Origin of the sequence: Methylobacterium ajmalii (assembly GCF_036448855.1) — a bacterium.
Taxonomy (GTDB): Bacteria; Pseudomonadota; Alphaproteobacteria; order Rhizobiales; family Beijerinckiaceae; genus Methylobacterium; species Methylobacterium ajmalii.
This window is the reverse complement of sequence record NZ_JAZFXT010000023.1, coordinates 97,313-114,747: the sequence shown is the minus strand read 5'-3', so window position 1 is coordinate 114,747 and position 17,435 is coordinate 97,313. Positions and strand designations below refer to the sequence as shown.

The following is a 17,435-nucleotide window of genomic DNA, read 5'->3' as shown; positions in this document are numbered from 1 at the left end:
GCCCGGCCTCGTCCGGCGCTCGCAGGCCCCGGCGAACCCGGGATCCGTCGGGGGCTTTCGCCCCGTCTCCCTCGGCCGTACGCCGCGCCCGTTACGGCGCGGCGTTCCTCAGGTTGCCGGCCATCGCTTCGAGGCGGCCCAGGACGGCGGCGAGCACCGGCCGCAGCCGCGCGGCCTTGCCCGCGTCCAGGGTGAAAGGCGGCGCTTCCGTCGCCAGGTGCGAGCCCTGCGCGAGCTCCATCTGGATCGCGTGGATCCCGGACTCGGGACGGCCGTAGTGGCGTGTCGTCCAGCCGCCGCGGAAACGGCCGTTGACGACGCTCGTGTAGCCGGCGGCGGCCGCGCAGGTCTCGGCCGCCGCGCGCTCGATCGCCGGGTCGCAGGTCCGCCCGCCGTCGGTGCCGATGTTGAAATCCGGCAGCGTGCCCGGGAACAGGAACGGGATCCGCGAGCGGATCGAGTGGCAATCGTACAGGATCGCGATCCCGTGCAGCGCCCGCACGCGCGCGACCTCGGCGGCGAGCGCGGCGTGGTAGGGCGCGTGGAAGCGCGCGATCCGGTCGGCGACGTCGTCCTCGTCCGGGCCCGCGCCGTCCCGCCAGATCGGGGCACCGTCGAAATCGGTGACGGGAACCAGGCCGGTGGTGTTCTGCCCCGGATAGAGGCTGGTACCGGACGGGTCGCGGTTGGCATCGACGACGTAGCGGTGGAACGTCGCCCGCACGGTCGTCGCGTCCGGGAGCAGCCCGTCGTAGAGCCGGTGGATGTGCCAGTCGGTGTCGCGCAGCCGGCGGCCCTCGTCGTTCAGCCGCGCGAGGATGTCGGCCGGAACGTCCGTGCCGGTATGGGGCAGGGCCAGGATGACCGGCGACGAGCCCCGGGCGACCTCGGCCGGGCTCGCGGAGACCGGGCTCATGCCGCCTCCAGACCCGGCAGGATGCCGGGCGACGGGCTGGCGTCGATCGCGCCCTGCGCCACCAGGCCGGCGGCGATCCGCAGGTCGTCCGCGAGGTAGCGGTCCTCATCGAGCGGACGGATTGCGGCGCGGATCGCCGCGAGCGCCCGCTCCAATTCCGGGCTCGTCCGCAGCGGGCCGCGCAGCTCGACGCCCTGGGCGCCCGCCAGGGCCTCGATGCCCAGGATGCCGAACAGGTTCTCGGTCATCGCCAGCAGGCGGCGGGCGCCGTGGCAGGCCATCGAGACGTGGTCCTCCTGGTTGGCGGAGGTGGGCGTCGAATCGACCGAGGCCGGGTGAGACCGCTGCTTGTTCTCGCTCATCAGCGCCGCCGAGGTCACCTCGGCGATCATCAGCCCGGAATTCAGGCCGGGCTTGCGCGCCAGGAACGCCGGCAGGCCGAAGGACAGGGCCGGGTCGACCAGGAGGGCGATCCGGCGCTGCGCGATCGAGCCGATCTCGCAGACCGCGAGCGCGATCTGGTCGGCCGCGAAGGCGACCGGCTCGGCATGGAAGTTTCCGCCCGACACGACCTCGCCGTCGGACAGGACCAGGGGGTTGTCGGTGACGGCATTGGCCTCGATCTCGAGGGTGCGGCCGGCCTGGCGCAGGAGGTCGAGGCAGGCGCCCACGACCTGGGGCTGGCACCGGATGCAGTAGGGATCCTGGACCCGCTCGTCGCCCTCGACGTGGCTCTCGCGGATCGCCGAACCGTCGAGGAGCGCGCGCAGGGCCGCCCCGGCCTCGATCTGCCCGCGATGGCCCCGCAGCGCATGAATCTCGGGGTGGAACGGGGCGGAGGAGCCCATCGCCGCGTCGGTCGACAGCGCGCCGGTGACGAGGGCGGCCCGCAGCGCCCGGAAGGCGCGGAACAGCCCGGCCAGCGCCAGCGCGGTCGAGACCTGCGTGCCGTTGATGAGCGCGAGCCCTTCCTTGGCGGCCAGCACCACCGGCTCGAGCCCGGCGCGCCGCAGCGCCTCGCCGCCCGGCATCCGCTCACCCGCGACGAAGGCCTCGCCCTCGCCGATCATCACGGCGGCCAGGTGGGCGAGCGGCGCGAGGTCGCCGCTGGCGCCGACCGAGCCCTGGCCCGGGATGGCCGGGACGACGCCGCGGGCGAGCATCGCCTCGATGAGGCGCACGATCGCCAGCCGCACCCCCGACGCGCCGCGGCCGAGCGAGATCAGCTTCAGCGCCATCACGAGGCGCACCACGTCCGGCTCCAGGAGCTCGCCGAGGCCGCAGCAATGCGACAGGATCAGGTTGCGCTGGAGGGTGGCGAGGTCGCCGGGCGCGATCCGGATCGAGGCCAGTTTCCCGAAGCCGGTATTGATCCCGTAGATCGGCGCCTCGCCCTCGGCGATCGCCGCGATCCGGGCCGCGCCCCGCTCGATGGCGGCATCGCAGCCCGCATCCAGCCGCGCCGCCACGCCGTCGCGATAGACGCGCTCGAGGTCCTGGAGCGACACGTGTCCCGGATGGAAGGTCAGGGTCATGGCGAGGTCCTCGTTCGCTCGACGACGCGCGCGGGGCGCAGGGTAAGGACGACGCGGCCGCGCCGTCGCCGACGACCACCCGTGCCCCGCCCGATCGACGCAGGCGAGCGCGGCGATGCGCCGTTGGTGTCCTAATATGTATAGACATGTAACGAGGCTTGGCAAGCGCGAGCCGGGCCATGCGGGGGCCTGCGACCCGGGGCGCGGTGCGGCACCGCGTGTCATGTCTAGGGTTGAAAGGCGCCGGGTGGCGGCCGGGCGGTCAGCCGGTCGGCCGGCCTCATGCCTGCCATTCGTTGATCTCGCGGCCCCGGCGGCCTATTCATGCGCGCCATGGACCTCCGAGATTCCGCCGAACGATCCGTGGCCCCCGGATTCCCGGCCCCCCACCTCCCGGCCCCCCACGTCCCGACGACCGTGGCGCCGCTGACCTGCGCGTCGCCGCCCCGCGGACGGGCCGCGCCGTTCCTGCCGATGAGCCGCGCCGAGATGACGGCGCTCGGGTGGGACGCCTGCGACATCGTGCTGGTGACGGGCGACGCCTATGTCGACCATCCGAGCTTCGGCATGGCCATCATCGGCCGGCTGCTCGAATCGCAGGGGTTCCGGGTCGGCATCATCGCGCAGCCGGACTGGCAGTCGGCCGAGCCGTTCAAGGCCCTCGGCCGGCCGACCCTGTTCTTCGGCGTCACCGGCGGCAACCTCGATTCGATGGTCAACCGCTACACGGCGGACCGGCGCCTGCGCCACGACGACGCCTACACGGCCGGCGGCGAGGGCGGAAAGCGGCCGGACCGCTGCACCATCGTCTACACGCAGCGCTGCCGCGAGGCGTACAAGGACGTGCCGATCGTGCTCGGCGGCATCGAGGCGTCGCTGCGCCGGATCGCGCACTACGATTACTGGTCCGACAAGGTGCGCCGCTCGATCCTGGCGGACGCCAAGGCCGACCTCCTCCTCTACGGCAACGCCGAGCGCGCCGTGGTCGAGGTGGCCAACCGCCTCGCCGCCGGCGAGGCGCCGCACGAGCTCGACTCGGTCCGGGGCGTCGCCCTCTTTCGCCGGGTGCCCGAGCACTATACCGAGCTGCCCGCCGACGACCTCGATTCCGCCGACGAGGCCGCCTCCCGCAAGGCCGGCGAGACCGTGATCCGGCTCCCCGCCTACGACGTCGTCAAGGACGACAAGGAGGCCTATGCCCGCGCCTCGCGCGTGCTGCACCGGGAGGCCAATCCCGGCAACGCGCGCCCGCTCGTCCAGCGCCACGGCGACCGCGACCTGTGGCTGAATCCGCCGCCGATCCCGCTCACCAGCGCGGAGATGGATGCGGTCTACGACCTGCCCTATGCGCGGGCGCCCCACCCGTCCTACGGCGACGCCAAGATCCCCGCCTGGGACATGATCAAGTTCTCGGTGACGATCATGCGCGGCTGCTTCGGCGGCTGCACCTTCTGCTCGATCACCGAGCACGAGGGCCGCGTCATCCAGAATCGCTCGGAGGGCTCGATCCTGCGCGAGATCGAGCGGATCCGCGACAAGACCCCGGGCTTCACCGGCGTGATCTCGGATGTCGGCGGGCCGACCGCCAACATGTACCGGATGGCCTGCAAGGACCCGAAGATCGAGGCGGCCTGCCGTCTGCCGTCCTGCGTCTTCCCGGACATCTGCCCGAACCTCAACACCTCGCACGACGACCTGATCCGGCTCTACCGCAAGGTCCGGGAGGTGAAGGGCGTCAAGAAGGTGATGGTGGCCTCCGGCGTGCGCTACGACCTCGCGGTCCGCAGCCCCGAATACGTCAAGGAACTCGTCACCCACCACGTCGGCGGCCGCCTGAAGATCGCGCCCGAGCACACCGAGCGCGGCCCCCTCGACCTGATGATGAAGCCGGGAATCGGCACCTACGACCGATTCAAGGAGATGTTCGACGAGGCGGCCAAGCAGGCGGGCAAGAAATACTACCTGATCCCGTACTTCATCGCGGCGCATCCCGGCACGACCGACGAGGACATGCTGCAGCTCGCGCTGTGGCTCAAGAAGAACGACTACCGCGCCGACCAGGTCCAGACCTTCCTGCCGTCGCCGATGGCGACCGCCACGGCGATGTACCATACCGAGGTCAACACGCTGAAGGGCGTGCGGCGCGGCGGCAGCGAGCCGGTCGAGGCGATCAAGGGCTTGCGCCAGCGCCGCCTCCACAAGGCGTTCCTGCGCTACCACGACCCCGAGAACTGGCCCCTGCTCCGCGAGGCGCTGCGGGAGATGGGCCGCACCGACCTCATCGGGCCGCGGCCCGACCAGCTCGTGCCGTTCTCGCAGCCGCCGGGGACGGGCCTGGGTGCGGGCAAGGCTGGCGCGGGCAAGGCGCGCGGACCGCAGCGGCCGGCGCGCCAGCCGACCGGGCAGCGGTTCACCACGAAGGGCGTACCGATCAGGAAGTGAGACGTCTTCCGGAGGACGGCTTCCGGAAGTCGCATCACCCGCCCGCGCGGTGGAGTCGCCGGCCTTCCCCGCGCGAGCGAAGCCGATTTGCGCATCGCGACGCGATCCCGCGGACGTCGGATGCCGGCCGCGTGGGCGGGTGCGCGTCCCCGGGCGGGATGCTCGGCCGCGTCCATGCCGCGCGTTGCACGCGCATCGGCCGGAGGGTAACTCCGGCTCGGATGGATCGCGGAACGGGAGACGGTGACCCGCGTGAGCAAGCTGGCGGTGACGAAACGCGGACCGGCCAAGGCGGCTTCCGCCCCCTTCGCCGAGATCGTGATGGTGTGCGCCAAATGCGCCAAGCGTCAGGGCGTCGGCGCCAAGGCGGTGCGGGGCGGGTTGAAGCGGGCCCTCAAGGCCGATCGTCGCGGCCGCAAGGTGCGGGTGGTCGAGACCGGCTGCCTCGGCCTGTGCCCCAAGCGCAGCCTCACGCTCGCCACCGCCGGCTCTCTCGGCGAGGGCCGCCTCCTGGTGCTCGATCCGACGCTCTCCGCCGAGGCGATGCTCGACGCCCTGCTGCCGGCCCGGGACGGGGACCGATGACGGCGGGCGACGCGGTCCCGCACCCCGAGGCCCGTCGCCCGAGCCTCGGCCGGCGCCTGCTGCGGCGGGTGCCGCTCCTCGGCGCCGCGGTCGGCGTGGTCCTGGCGCTGTGGCTCGTCGCCGCCAACGACGTCGGGGCGGTGGCGGACGCCTTCGGGCGCGTCGGCGTGCTCGGCATCGTCGCGGTGGTGCTGGTGCGGGTCGTGATCGTCGGGCTGTGCGGTATCGCCTGGGCCCGGGTGCTCTCCGGCCTCGTCGGGCTCGCCTCCGGCCCGTTCGTGCTGCTGCGCTTCGTGCGCGAGGGCGTCAACGTGCTCTTGCCCGTCGCCTCGGTCGGCGGCGAGGTGCTGGGCGCGCGTCTCCTCACCTTCTGGGGCGTCACGGGCGCGGCGAGCGCCGCCGGCATCCTGGTCGACATGTTCTTCCAGGTCGTCACCCAGGCGCTGTTCGCGCTGACCGGCGTCGTCCTGCTCTCGCGGCTCGAGGGCGAGCAGGCGGCCACCCTCGCGGCGTGGTGCGCCAAGGGCCTGGCGCTCAGCGGCGTGGTGCTGGCCGCGTTCTTCGCCGTGCAGCGCTACGGCGGCGCCGCCTTCGTCGAGCGCCGGGTGAGCGCGCTCGCCCGCCGCTTCGCGGCCGAGGGCGGGGCGGCGCCGGTCGGCGGCGGCGTCCAGGCGGCGCTCGATGCGGTCTGGGACCGTCGTCGCGGGCTGCCGCTGGCGGAGGGCTTCCTCCTCCACCTCGCGGCCTGGTTCCTGGGCGCCCTCGAGATCTGGATCGCGCTGCGCTGCATCGGCATCGAGGGCGTGACGTTCGCCGAGGCGGTGGTCCTCGAATCCCTGAGCCAGGCGATCAAGTCGGCCGCCTTCCCGGTTCCGAGCGGGCTCGGCGTCCAGGAGGGCGGCTTCGTGCTCCTCGGCAGCCTGTTCGGCATCGATCCCCACACGGCGCTCGCCCTGTCCCTGGTCAAGCGCGTGCCCGACGTCGTGCTGGGCCTGCCGGCGCTCCTGGCCTGGCAGATGATCGAGGCCCGGCGCGGGCTGATGGTCCCGCCCGCCGCCCCACCCGCGATCTAGAGAGCCTCACGATCGCGCTGCAATCGCGAAGCTCTCCAGGTCTTTGATTCTGCCTCATTGTCTGCGACGAACCGGCATCCGCGCCGCTGAAGAATGCTCTAGCGCGCCGCGCGGGCCAGCACGTCCGGCGTGTCGGGAGCGCTCATCGCGCGGGCCGCGGCCTCGGCGGTGAGGCCGCCGGCGTCGCGGCGGGCCGGGTCGGCGCCGCGGGCGAGCAGAGTCTCCACCATCTCGACCCGGTTGAACATCGCCGCGACCATCAGGGCGGTGCGCCCGTCCGGCCCGGCCCCGTCGACCGCCGCCCCCCCGTCGAGGAGCGCGAGCACCACCGGCAGCGCGCCCTTGAACGCCGCCGCGGCGAGCGGGGTCTGGCCGCGGTCGTTGGCGATCTCCGGGTCGGCCGCGTGCGCCATCAGCACGCCGACGGTCTCGACATGGCCGTGATAGGCCGCGAGCATCAGGAGCGTGTCGCCCTTGTCGTTGCGCAGGTTCGGCGGCATCCCCATGCCGAGAAGCTCGCCCAGCTCCGCGTGGTGACCGAGGCGCGCATAGCCGAAGACCCGGCCCGCGAAGGCGATCGTGTCCTCGTCCAGGGTCGGGCGCGCCGGGGCGCCGGGCTCGTCGTTCTGCATCGCTCTCATCCGTCGTGTTCGGCGCGGGATATCGGGCGGGGGCCCGTGCCGCCAAGTGGTGCCCCCTACCGAGCGGATACCCGGCCGGGACGGTCGCCCCATCACGACGCAGGCGGCCGCGATCCGCTCGCCCCGGGATTGATCGAGCCCATTAGGTCTGCATTCACTACACGCCCGGGAATCAGGCCGAACGACCAAATGACCGACTGTAAGTTCATCACCGGAGGCGTACGTCTCTCGCGACACAGATCTCCCTAGAGAGACGCCCGTTGTGACCGCCCTCTACGATTGCATCGCCCACAATCACGATCTCAAGCTCGTTTTGCTCGCTGCGGTTGTGTGCAATCTCGCTGCGGCAACTAGCCTGACCTTGCTCGACTACGCGCGCGGCCACGCCGGCAGGGCGCGCAGGCTGTGGCTGCTCACCGGGGCGCTCGCCGGCGGCACCGGGATCTGGGCGACCCACTTCATCGCCATGCTGGCCTTCTCGCCCGGCCTCGCCTCGGCCTACGACCTCGGGCTGACCGGGCTGTCGCTGATGATCGCGGTCTGCATGACGGCGGCCGGGTTCTGGATCGCGCTGCGGCCCGGCCTGCCGGCCGCCCCCTGGCTCGGCGGCGCGCAGATCGGCGTCGGCGTTGGCGCGATGCACTTCACCGGCATGGCGGCCTTCGAGGTCGCGGGCCGCATCGCCTGGGATCCGGTCCTGGTCGGGGCGGCCCTCGTCGCCGGGGCCGGGCTCGGCAGCCTGGCGCTCGCCACCACCCTGCGCGACGGCTCGATGCGCACGAAGGTGCTCGGGGCCGGCCTGATGGTCGCGGGGATCTGCAGCCTTCACTTCACCGCGATGACCGCCGCGGTGATCGAGCCGGATCCGAGCCGGGCGCTCTCTGGCACCGCGGTGCCGGTGGAGATGATGGCGGCCGCGGTCGCGGTCGGCAGCATCACGATCCTCGTCCTCGCCTTCGCGGGCCTGTGGCTGCACCTGCGCGACGAGCGCCGCTCGGCGCTCGAGGGCGACCGGATGCGCGGCCTCGCCAACGCCGCCGTCGAGGGCCTGGTCGTCTGCGACGGCGACCGCATCGTCACCGTCAACGACAGCTTCGCCGACCTCGTCGGCGTGCTTCCCGACGCGCTCACCGGCCAGCCGCTCTCGGCCATCCTGGGCGAGGCGGCCGACCCGCTCCGGCCCGGGACCGACGAGGACGTCGAGGTGCCGGAGGCGCAGCTGCGCCGCGCCGACGGCACGCTCGTCCCGGTCGAGGTGATCCGCCGCGTCATCGACTTCGCCGGCCGCCCGCACGCGGCGATGGCGGTGCGCGACCTGCGGGCGCGCAAGCGTGCCGAGGCGCGGATCGCCTACCTCGCCCATCACGACGCCCTGACCGGCGCGCCGAACCGGGCAAGCTTCAACGACCGGCTGGTACAGGAGATCGCGCTCGCCCAGGCCGCCGGGCGGCCGCTGGCGGTGCTCTGCGCCGACCTCGATCGGTTCAAGGAGGTCAACGACCTGTTCGGCCACGCGGCCGGCGACGCCCTGCTGCGCTCGGTCTGCGCCGCCATCGCCGGGGTGCTGGCCCCCGGCCAGATGCTGGCGCGGCTCGGCGGCGACGAGTTCGCCGTGCTGGCCCCGAACCTCGACGCGGCCGGTGCCGAAGTCCTGGGCGAGGCGATCCTGGCGGCCCTGCGCCAGGCCGAGACCGGCCCGGCCGGGGCGATCGCCGCCGCGAGCCTCGGCCTTGCCGTCTACCCGCATGACGGCGACGACGCCGAGACCCTGATGGTCCAGGCCGACACCGCCCTCTACCGCGCCAAGCAGGAGGGACGCGGGCGCCTGCGCTTCTACGAGGCGCGGATGGGCGTGCAGGTGCGCGAGCGGCGCCAGATCGAGCACGACCTGCGCCATGCCGTCGAGCGGGGCGAGCTGCGGGTGGTCTACCAGCCGCAGACCCGCATCGACAGCGGCGAGGCCGTCGGCTTCGAGGCGCTGCTGCGCTGGCATCACCCGGAGCGCGGCACCGTCCCGCCGAACCTGTTCATCCCGATCGCCGAGGAGACCGGCAGCATCCTCGCCATCGGCGAGTGGGTGCTGCGCGAGACCTGCCGCGAGGCGGCCTCCTGGGACAAGCCGCTGCGCATCGCGGTGAACGTCTCGGCGGTCCAGCTCCACGCCCCGGGCTTCGCCGAACTCGTCCACGAGATCCTGTTCGCCACCGGCCTGTCGCCGGCCCGGCTCGAACTGGAGATCACCGAGACGGCGCTGATCCGCGACCTGCCCCGGGCGCTTACCACCCTGCGGCGGATCAAGGCGCTCGGCGTGCGCATCGCCATGGACGATTTCGGCACCGGCTACTCGTCGCTGTCGAACCTGCGCGCCTTCCCGTTCGACAAGATCAAGATCGACGCCTCCTTCACCCGCTCGGTCGATTCGAGCGAGCAGGCCGCCACCATCGTGCGCACCGTGCTGGGGCTGGGCCGGGGCCTCGGCCTGCCGGTCCTGGCCGAGGGGGTCGAGACCTCGGCCGAGCTCGCCTTCCTGGGCGCCGAGGCCTGCCAGGAGGCGCAGGGCTACCTGATCGGCCGTCCCGGCCCGATCGGCGGCTTCCAGCACCTGACGGCGGAGCCGGACGCCGCCGAGGACGCGGCATGAGCGGCGCGCGGGCTGGCCGGCGCGGGCAAGAGGCGGCATAAGCCGGGCAGGCGGGGCCGTCCGGTCCCGCCGCCTCTTCCCGAGACGAGACTCCATGACCGTCAAGGCCGTCCCCACGCAGCCCTTTCCCGACCAGAAGCCCGGCACCTCGGGCCTGCGCAAGAAGGTGCCGGTCTTCCGCCAGCCGCGCTACGTCGAGAACTTCGTCCAGGCGATCTTCGACTGCCTGCCCGACCGGGCCGGCACGACGCTGGTGGTCGGCGGCGACGGGCGCTTCCTCAACCGCGAGGTAGTGCAGACGACCCTGAAGATCGCGGCGGCCAACGGCTTCTCGCGCATCCTGGTCGGCCGCGGCGGCCTGCTCTCGACGCCCGCCGCCTCCTGCGTGATCCGCAAGTACGGCGCGATCGGCGGCGTGGTGCTCTCGGCGAGCCACAACCCGGGCGGCCCCGAGGGCGATTTCGGCATCAAGTTCAACGGCCGCAACGGCGGTCCCGCCCCCGAGCCGGTCACCGAGGCGATCTTTTCCCGCACCAAGGCGATCGGCGAGTACCGCATCGTCGAGGCCGCCGACATCGACCTCGACACCCCGGGCGACGTCGCGCTCGGCGAGGCCACCGTCACGGTGATCGATCCGGTGGCGGATTACGCCGCCCTGATGGAGACGCTGATCGACTTCCCGGCCATCGCGGCGCTCTTTCGCTCCGGCTTCCGGATGCGCTTCGACGCGATGAGCGCGGTGACCGGCCCCTACGCGGTGGAGATCCTGGAGCGGCGTCTGGGTGCCCCCGCCGGCACGGTGATCAACGCCGAGCCGCTGCCCGATTTCGGCGGACACCACCCGGACCCGAACCCGGTCCACGCCCACGACCTGATGGTCGAGATGACCGGCCCGTCCGCGCCCGATTTCGGTGCGGCCTCCGACGGCGACGGCGACCGCAACATGATCGTGGCGCCCCACCTGTTCGTCACGCCGAGCGACAGCCTGGCGATCCTGGCCGCCCACGCGCATCTGGCGCCGGGCTACGAGGCGGGTCTCTCCGGCATCGCCCGCTCGATGCCGACGAGCCGCGCCGCCGACCGGGTCGCGGCCGCTCTCGGCGTTCCGGCCTTCGAGACCCCGACCGGCTGGAAGTTCTTCGGCAACCTGCTCGATGCCGGGCGGATCACGCTGTGCGGCGAGGAGAGCGCCGGCACCGGCTCGAACCACGTCCGCGAGAAGGACGGGCTCTGGGCGGTCCTGCTCTGGCTCAACCTGCTTGCCGCGACCGGCAAGCCCGCCGACCAGGTGGTGCGCGACCACTGGGCGACGTACGGCCGCGACTACTACGCCCGCCACGACTACGAGGAGGTGGAGAGCGCCGCCGCCGAGGGTCTGATGAGCGCGCTTCGCGACAAGCTCGCCGGGCTGCCGGGGCGGAGCTTCGGCGGGCTCACCGTCGAGGCGGCGGACGACTTCGCCTATACCGACCCGGTCGACGGCTCGGTGACCGCGCGCCAGGGCGTGCGGATCCTGTTTCGCGAGGATGCCCGGGTGGTCTTCCGCCTGTCGGGCACCGGCACGGTCGGGGCGACGCTCCGGGTCTATCTCGAGCGCTTCTCGAAGGACCGGCTCGATGCGCCGACCGCCGAGATGCTGGCGCCCGTCGTGGCGGCGGCGGAGGCCATCGCCGGGATCGTCCAGCATACCGGCCGGACCGAGCCGTCGGTCGTGACGTAGGGCGGGCCCGACCCCTCCCCTTGCGCGGGGGAGGGAGCGGCGGTGCTACACCGCCCCTTCCTCCCCCGGCGGCACGACCCGCGGGCGCTCGTGATAGAGCAGGTACAGCCCGGAGGCCGCCACCACCGCGCCGCCGATCACCGTCCAGTGATCGGGCAGATGGCCGAAGACCAGGATGCCGAGGAGCACCGCCCAGAGCAGGTGGGCGTAGGCGAAGGGCGCCAGCGTCGAGGCCGGGGCCCGACGGTGCGCCAGGATCAGCAGCCAGTGCCCCAGCGCCCCGAAGAAGCCGACGGAGGCGATGCCGATCCAGGTCGAGGCCTCGGTCGGGGTCTGCCACAGGAACGGCAGGGCCGGCGCGGTCAGCACCGAGCCGACGAGGCCGGTATAGAACATCGTGGTCTCGGGCGGGTCGTAGGCGGCGAGCATCCGCGTCACCACGATGTAGACCCCGTTGACGAGCGCGGTGACGACCGCGAGCAAAGCCGCCGGGTGCATGCCCGAGAGCCCCGGCCGGCTCACCACCAGGACCCCGGAGAATCCGACCAGCACCGCCGCTACCCGGCGCCAGCCGATCCGCTCGCCGAGCAGCGGCCCGGCGATCAGCGCCACGACGAGGGGCGACGCGAAGGTGATCGAGGTGACCTGCGCCAGCGGCAGGTAGCGCAGGGCCACGAACGAGCACATCGTGGCGGTCACCAGGCACAGCGAGCGCAGCACCTGCAGGCCCGGCCGGCGCGTGCGCATCAGCCCGACGATGTCGCGCCGCCCGGCGAGGAAGCCCGCCACGATGACGAAGCTGACGAGGTAGCGCAGGGCCACGATCAGCATCGGGCTCATCGTCCCGCTGAGGAACTTCGCCGAGGCGTCGATGCTGGCAAAGCCCGCCACCGCGCTCACCATCAGGGCGATGCCGGTCAGGGTCTCGTGCTGGCCCGTGCCGCGCATGCCCGCTTCCTCTCTCGTTCGCTCCCTTGACTTAGAACGGAACTCCATTCAAATCCAGAACTGCGTTCCAGATTTGAGAGCGCGGAATTCGAGCACGAGAGATGGCCGGCTCCCTGCTGCGGCGCGCCCTGGACCTGGTGGAGCTCCTCGCGAACCATCCGCGCGGGTTGCCCCTCCAGACCATCGCCGAGACGCTGGATATCCCCAAGAGCGGCGCCCACCGGCTGCTGGCCGAGCTCGCCGAGCATTCTTACGTGGTCCAGGACGGTGAGACCGGGCGCTACCTGCTGACCACCAAGTTCGCCACGCTCGGCCTCAAGCACCTCTCGCGCACCGGCGTCGTCGACATCGCCCAGTCGGTGCTCGACCGGCTGGCGGATGTCAGCGGCGAGCTGGCGCGGCTCGCGGTGGTCGACTACCCGCGCCTCGTCTGGGTGGCGAAGGCGCAAGGCGCCCGCACCGGCCTGCGCTACGACGGCGACATGGGCACCGAGGCGCGCCTCTCGACCAGCTCGACCGGCATCGCCTGGCTCGCGAGCCTGACCGACGAGGAGGCGCTCGGCCTCGTGATGCGCCAGGGCCTCGGCACCCCCGAGGAGTTCGGCCCCAACGCGCCGCGCACGGTCGCGGCGCTCATGGCCCTGGTCAACGAGGCCCGCGCCCGGGGTTACGCCTGGGTGCGGGACACCAACACGCCGGGCGCCGCCGCGATGGCGGCCAACATCGTGCATCCGCAGACCGGGCGCGCCATCGGCAACCTCAGCGTCGCCGGCCCGAGCCTGCGCCTGACGGAAGCGCAGCGCGACGCCATCGCGCCGGACCTGCTCGCCGCTGCCGCCGACCTCTCCTCGGTCGGCGCCTTCTCCGAGTATCTCGGGGCGCTCGGCGGCCGGGCCCCCGTCGCGTCCGGATGACGCCCTGAAATGGCTCGGGCCCCGGGACGGTGGTAAGTCCCGCGGGCGCGTCGAACGACCGGGCCGCCAAGAGCCACCGGGGGTTCTTCCCCTCGCACGACCCGTCACGGGCCCCGGAAGGCCCCCAGGAGGAAGCGATGACCCACGCCGACAGCGAGTTCCTGCAGAGGGACCGCTCGATCCACCCGCCGGCCTTCACGCCGGACTACAAGACCAGCGTGCTGCGCTCGCCGCGCCGGGCGATGATCTCGCTGCAATCCTCCCTGTCGGAGGTGACCGGCCCGGCCTTCGGGCATTCGGAGCTCGGCGCGCTCGATAACGACCTGATCCTCAACTACGCCCGCGAGGGCGAGCCGATCGGCGAGCGGATCTTCGTCCACGGCCACGTCCGGGACGAGAACGGCCGGGGCATCCCCCACACCCTGGTCGAGTTCTGGCAGGCCAATGCGGGCGGGCGCTACCGCCACCGCAACGACCGCTACCTCGCCCCGATCGACCCGAACTTCGGCGGCTGCGGCCGGACGATCACCGATGAGAACGGCTTCTACTACTTCCGCACGATCAAGCCCGGACCCTATCCCTGGCGCAACAACCTCAATTCCTGGCGCCCGGCGCACATCCACTTCTCGGTGTTCGGCTCCGGCTTCGCCCAGCGCCTCATCACCCAGATGTACTTCGAGGGCGACCCGCTGATCTGGCGCGACCCGATGGTGCTCGGCATCCCCGACCGCTCGGCCGCCGAGCGCTTGATCGCCCCCCTCGACCTCGGCGCCGCGGTGCCGCTCGACATGCTCGCCTACAAGTTCGACATCGTGCTGCGCGGCCGCCAGCAGACGCTGTTCGAGAACAAGCTCCAGGGAAATTGAGAGTTGAGGGGAACTGAACCGATGGTCCAGCCGCTTCCCGTTCGTCTCCAGGAGACGCCGTCCCAGACCGCGGGTCCCTACGTCCATATCGGGCTGATCCCGCACCAGGCCGGGTTCGACATCTTCGAGACCAATTTCACCAATGTGCTCGCCGGGCCCGAGACCAAGGGCGAGCGCATCCGGATCGAGGGGCGGGTCTTCGACGGCGCCGGCTCCCTGGTGCGCGACGCCTTCCTGGAGATCTGGCAGGCCAATTCCGCGGGCCGCTACAACCACCCGGCCGACCGCCAGGAGGGCAAGCCCCTCGACGAAACGTTTCGCGGCTGGGGCCGCACCGGCTCGGACTTCGACACCGGATTGTGGTTCTTCGAGACGGTGAAGCCCGGCCCGGTCGAGGGCCGCAAGGGCCACCGCCCGATGGCACCGCACGTCAACCTCTGGATCGCCGCCCGCGGCATCAATATCGGCCTCCAGACCCGGCTCTACTTCGCCGACGAGGTCGAGGCCAACGCCGCCGACCCGGTGCTGAACCTCGTCGAGCGCGGACCGTTGCGCGACAGCCTGCTGGCGAAGCGCGAGGAGCGGGATGGGACGACCGTCTACGTCTTCGACATCTACCTGCAGGGGCCGAACGAGACCGTGTTCTTCGACGTGTGAGCTTCGCCCCATCCGCCTGACACACGACTCCTCATCCCACCCACGACCTCATCCTGAGTTGCCGCATAGCGGCCTCGAAGGAGGGCTCCAGAGATGACTAAGATTTCTGGAACCCTCCTTCGAGGTCAGTCGATCTTCGATCGCGTGCGATCTGTGATCGCCAGCGATCGAAGATCGTCAATACCTCAGGATGAGGTTGCAGGTGGGAAGGAGCGGAAGACCATCACTCGGTCGCGTCCTCACGTCTCATCGTGGCGACAGAGCCAAAAATAACCCCAGGAGCCCCCCATGAACCCCGTCGTCATCGCCGTCGCGATCACCGGCTCGGTCCCGCGCAAGAAGGACAACCCGGCGGTGCCCACCACCGTCGCCGAGCAGGTCGAATCCACGCACGCAGCCTTCGAGGCCGGCGCCACCCTCGTCCACATCCACGTCCGCAACGACGACGAGTCCCCCTCCTCCGACCCCGACAAGTTCGCGGCGGTGCAGGAGGGCGTGCGCAAGCACTGCCCCGGCATGATCGTGCAGTTCTCGACCGGCGGCCGCGGCCGCGATCCGAGCGCGCGCGGCCTCTCGCTGGTCCACCGGCCCGACATGGCCTCGCTCTCGACCGGCTCGGTCAACTTCCCGAGCATCGTCTACGAGAACCACGCGACGCTCGTCGACAACCTCGCCGGCTCGATGCGCGAGAACGGCATCCGGCCCGAGATCGAGATCTTCGACCTCTCCCACATCCACGGCGCCAAGCGGCTGATCGAGGAGGGGCTGATGGACGCCCATCCGCACGTCCAGTTCGTGATGGGCGTGAAGAACGCGATGCCGGCCGAGGAGCACCTGCTCGACATCCTGCTCGCCGAGACCCGCCGGGTGATCCCGGGCGCGACCTGGACCGCCGCCGGCATCGGCCGCGAGCAGGCCCGCGTCATGGGCTGGGCGCTCGCCCGCGGGGCCGACGCCGTGCGCACGGGCCTCGAGGACAATATCCGGGTGACGAAGGACCGGCTCGCCGCGAGCAACGCCGAGCTGGTCTCGCTCGCCGCCGAGATGGTGACGCGCCACAACCGCAAGGTCGCGACCGCGGCGGAGGCCCGCGCCCAGCTCCACCTGAAGCCCGTGGCCTGATCCGATGACGCTCTCGGCCCTCGACTCCGCCCTGCTCGGGCCCCTCTTCGCCACGGACGCCATGCGCGCCGTCTTCGCCGACGAGGCCCGGGTGGCGGCGATGCTGCGGGCCGAGGCGGCCCTCGCGCGGGCGCAAGCCGAGGCCGGCCTCGTGCCGGCGTCCCTCAGCCCCGCCATCGAGGCGATCGGCGCGGCGGCGCTCGATCCCGCCGCTCTCGGGCGGCGCACCGCCGTGTCCGGCGTGCCGGTGATCCCGTTCGTCAAGGCGGTGCAGGGCGCCCTGCCGCCCGAGCTCGAGCCCGCCTTCCACAAGGCCACCACCACCCAGGACATCGCCGACACCGCCCTGGTGCTTCAGGTCCGCGACGCCTTCGACCTCGTCGCGGCGGACCTGAAGGCGATCCTCGACGGGCTGTCCGCCCTGGCGCGCCAGCACCGCGAGACCCCGTGCGTCGGGCGCACCTACGGCCAGCATGCGGCCCCGGTCACCTTCGGGTTCAAGGCGGCGATCTGGGCGCTCGGCATCGCCGAGGTGGCGGCCCTGCTGCCGGCCCTGCGCGACCGGGTCCTCACCGCCTCGCTCGGCGGCCCCGTGGGCACGCTCGCGGGCCTCGGCGAGGCGGCGGAAGCGGTCGGCGACGGCTTCGCCGCCGCGCTGGGCCTGCATCCCGACCTCGCGCCCTGGCACACGCGCCGCGCCCGCATCGCCGAGACCGGCTCGTGGCTCGCCCTGCTGATGGGGGCGCTCGCCAAGTTCGCCACCGATGTCGCGCATCTCGCCACCACCGAGGTCGGCGAGGTCGCCGAGCCCTACGTGCCGGGCCGCGGCGGCTCCTCGGCGATGCCGCACAAGCGCAATCCCGTCTCCTCGACGGTGATCCTCTCCGCCTTCGGCGCCGCCAAGGGCACCAGCCTGACCCTGCTCGACGGGATGGCGGCGGCCCACGAGCGGCCGGCCGGCGCCTGGCACGCCGAGTGGCACGCCCTGCCGACCCTGTTCGGCCTCGCCTCGGGAGCGCTGCGCGAGGCCCGCGGCCTCGCCCAGGGGCTGGTCCCCGACCCTGGGCGGATGCTTCGCAACCTCGACGTGACGCAGGGCCTCCTCTTCGCCGACGCCGCAGCGAGCCGGCTGGCGCCCGTGATCGGCGCCAAGGCCGCCCATGCCCTGGTCGAGGAGGCCGCCGGCGCGGTCCGCGACGGGCAAGGCTCGCTCCGGGAGGTGCTGCGCGCCCGGCCCGAGGCGGCGGGCGCCGACGTCGAGCCCGCCTTCGACCTCACCCCCGCCATCCGGGCCGGGGCCCGCACCGCCGACCGGGCGCTGGCGGACGTCTCGCGCCTCGCCGCCTTCCTGCACTCCGCGTAAAACGAGGTTCCC

Annotated in this window: 14 protein-coding genes; 10 read left to right on the top strand and 4 right to left on the bottom strand. The window is 72.4% G+C overall.

What is annotated here, in order from left to right; genetic code table 11:
- Positions 1-91: 91 nt before the first annotated feature.
- Positions 92-916, bottom strand: a complete 825-nt coding sequence (hutG, locus tag V3T34_RS09500; RefSeq protein WP_305078640.1) for an N-formylglutamate deformylase — start codon at positions 914-916, stop codon at positions 92-94.
- Positions 913-2,451: a histidine ammonia-lyase gene (gene hutH / locus V3T34_RS09495; RefSeq protein ID WP_331369151.1), complete on the bottom strand. Its 1,539-nt coding sequence runs from the start codon at positions 2,449-2,451 to the stop codon at positions 913-915. Before hutH ends, hutG begins: the two co-directional genes overlap by 4 nt.
- Before the next feature lie 474 nt (positions 2,452-2,925).
- Here hutH and V3T34_RS09490 point away from each other — a divergent pair, with 474 nt between their 5' ends.
- The 3 genes from V3T34_RS09490 (at position 2,926) to V3T34_RS09480 (ending at position 6,551) form a co-directional block, all read left to right on the top strand.
- On the top strand, positions 2,926-4,893 hold the full coding sequence (locus V3T34_RS09490; RefSeq protein WP_305079460.1) for a YgiQ family radical SAM protein: 1,968 nt from the start codon (positions 2,926-2,928) through the stop codon (positions 4,891-4,893).
- Between the two features lie 243 nt (positions 4,894-5,136).
- Positions 5,137-5,478: a (2Fe-2S) ferredoxin domain-containing protein gene (locus V3T34_RS09485; RefSeq protein ID WP_288588778.1), complete on the top strand. Its 342-nt coding sequence runs from the start codon at positions 5,137-5,139 to the stop codon at positions 5,476-5,478.
- Complete coding sequence (locus V3T34_RS09480) at positions 5,475-6,551, top strand: lysylphosphatidylglycerol synthase domain-containing protein (RefSeq protein ID WP_091885367.1); 1,077 nt, start codon at positions 5,475-5,477, stop codon at positions 6,549-6,551. The genes V3T34_RS09485 and V3T34_RS09480 overlap by 4 nt, the downstream gene beginning before the upstream one ends.
- Before the next feature lie 98 nt (positions 6,552-6,649).
- Here the strand turns inward: V3T34_RS09480 and V3T34_RS09475 are convergent, their stop codons facing one another.
- Positions 6,650-7,183: an ankyrin repeat domain-containing protein gene (locus V3T34_RS09475; protein WP_305079445.1), complete on the bottom strand. Its 534-nt coding sequence runs from the start codon at positions 7,181-7,183 to the stop codon at positions 6,650-6,652.
- 370 nt (positions 7,184-7,553) lie between these two features.
- Between V3T34_RS09475 and V3T34_RS09470 the strand changes: the two genes are divergently transcribed.
- Both V3T34_RS09470 and V3T34_RS09465 read left to right on the top strand, forming a co-directional pair.
- Complete coding sequence (locus tag V3T34_RS09470; RefSeq protein ID WP_331369150.1) at positions 7,554-9,833, top strand: bifunctional diguanylate cyclase/phosphodiesterase; 2,280 nt, start codon at positions 7,554-7,556, stop codon at positions 9,831-9,833.
- Positions 9,834-9,927: 94 nt separating this feature from the next.
- Positions 9,928-11,553: an alpha-D-glucose phosphate-specific phosphoglucomutase gene (locus V3T34_RS09465; protein ID WP_305079447.1), complete on the top strand. Its 1,626-nt coding sequence runs from the start codon at positions 9,928-9,930 to the stop codon at positions 11,551-11,553.
- A gap of 45 nt (positions 11,554-11,598) precedes the next feature.
- On the opposite strand, the gene V3T34_RS09460 is transcribed toward V3T34_RS09465, so the two are convergent.
- Positions 11,599-12,501, bottom strand: coding sequence for a DMT family transporter (locus V3T34_RS09460; RefSeq protein WP_060845768.1), 903 nt, complete (start codon positions 12,499-12,501; stop codon positions 11,599-11,601).
- Positions 12,502-12,602: 101 nt separating this feature from the next.
- Here V3T34_RS09460 and V3T34_RS09455 point away from each other — a divergent pair, with 101 nt between their 5' ends.
- The 5 genes from V3T34_RS09455 (at position 12,603) to V3T34_RS09435 (ending at position 17,423) form a co-directional block, all read left to right on the top strand.
- Positions 12,603-13,415, top strand: coding sequence for an IclR family transcriptional regulator (locus tag V3T34_RS09455; RefSeq protein WP_060845767.1), 813 nt, complete (start codon positions 12,603-12,605; stop codon positions 13,413-13,415).
- Positions 13,416-13,552: 137 nt separating this feature from the next.
- Entirely contained in the window at positions 13,553-14,281 is a 729-nt protein-coding gene (gene pcaH / locus V3T34_RS09450; RefSeq protein WP_091744581.1) for a protocatechuate 3,4-dioxygenase subunit beta, read from the top strand.
- A gap of 21 nt (positions 14,282-14,302) precedes the next feature.
- Positions 14,303-14,938, top strand: coding sequence for a protocatechuate 3,4-dioxygenase subunit alpha (pcaG, locus tag V3T34_RS09445; protein WP_060845765.1), 636 nt, complete (start codon positions 14,303-14,305; stop codon positions 14,936-14,938).
- 288 nt (positions 14,939-15,226) lie between these two features.
- Positions 15,227-16,060 carry a 3-oxoadipate:acetyl-CoA acetyltransferase gene (locus V3T34_RS09440; RefSeq protein WP_305079449.1) on the top strand — a complete coding sequence of 278 codons (834 nt, stop codon included), beginning with the start codon at positions 15,227-15,229 and terminating at the stop codon, positions 16,058-16,060.
- 4 nt (positions 16,061-16,064) lie between these two features.
- Positions 16,065-17,423, top strand: coding sequence for a class-II fumarase/aspartase family protein (locus tag V3T34_RS09435; protein WP_305079450.1), 1,359 nt, complete (start codon positions 16,065-16,067; stop codon positions 17,421-17,423).
- Positions 17,424-17,435: the final 12 nt, after the last annotated feature.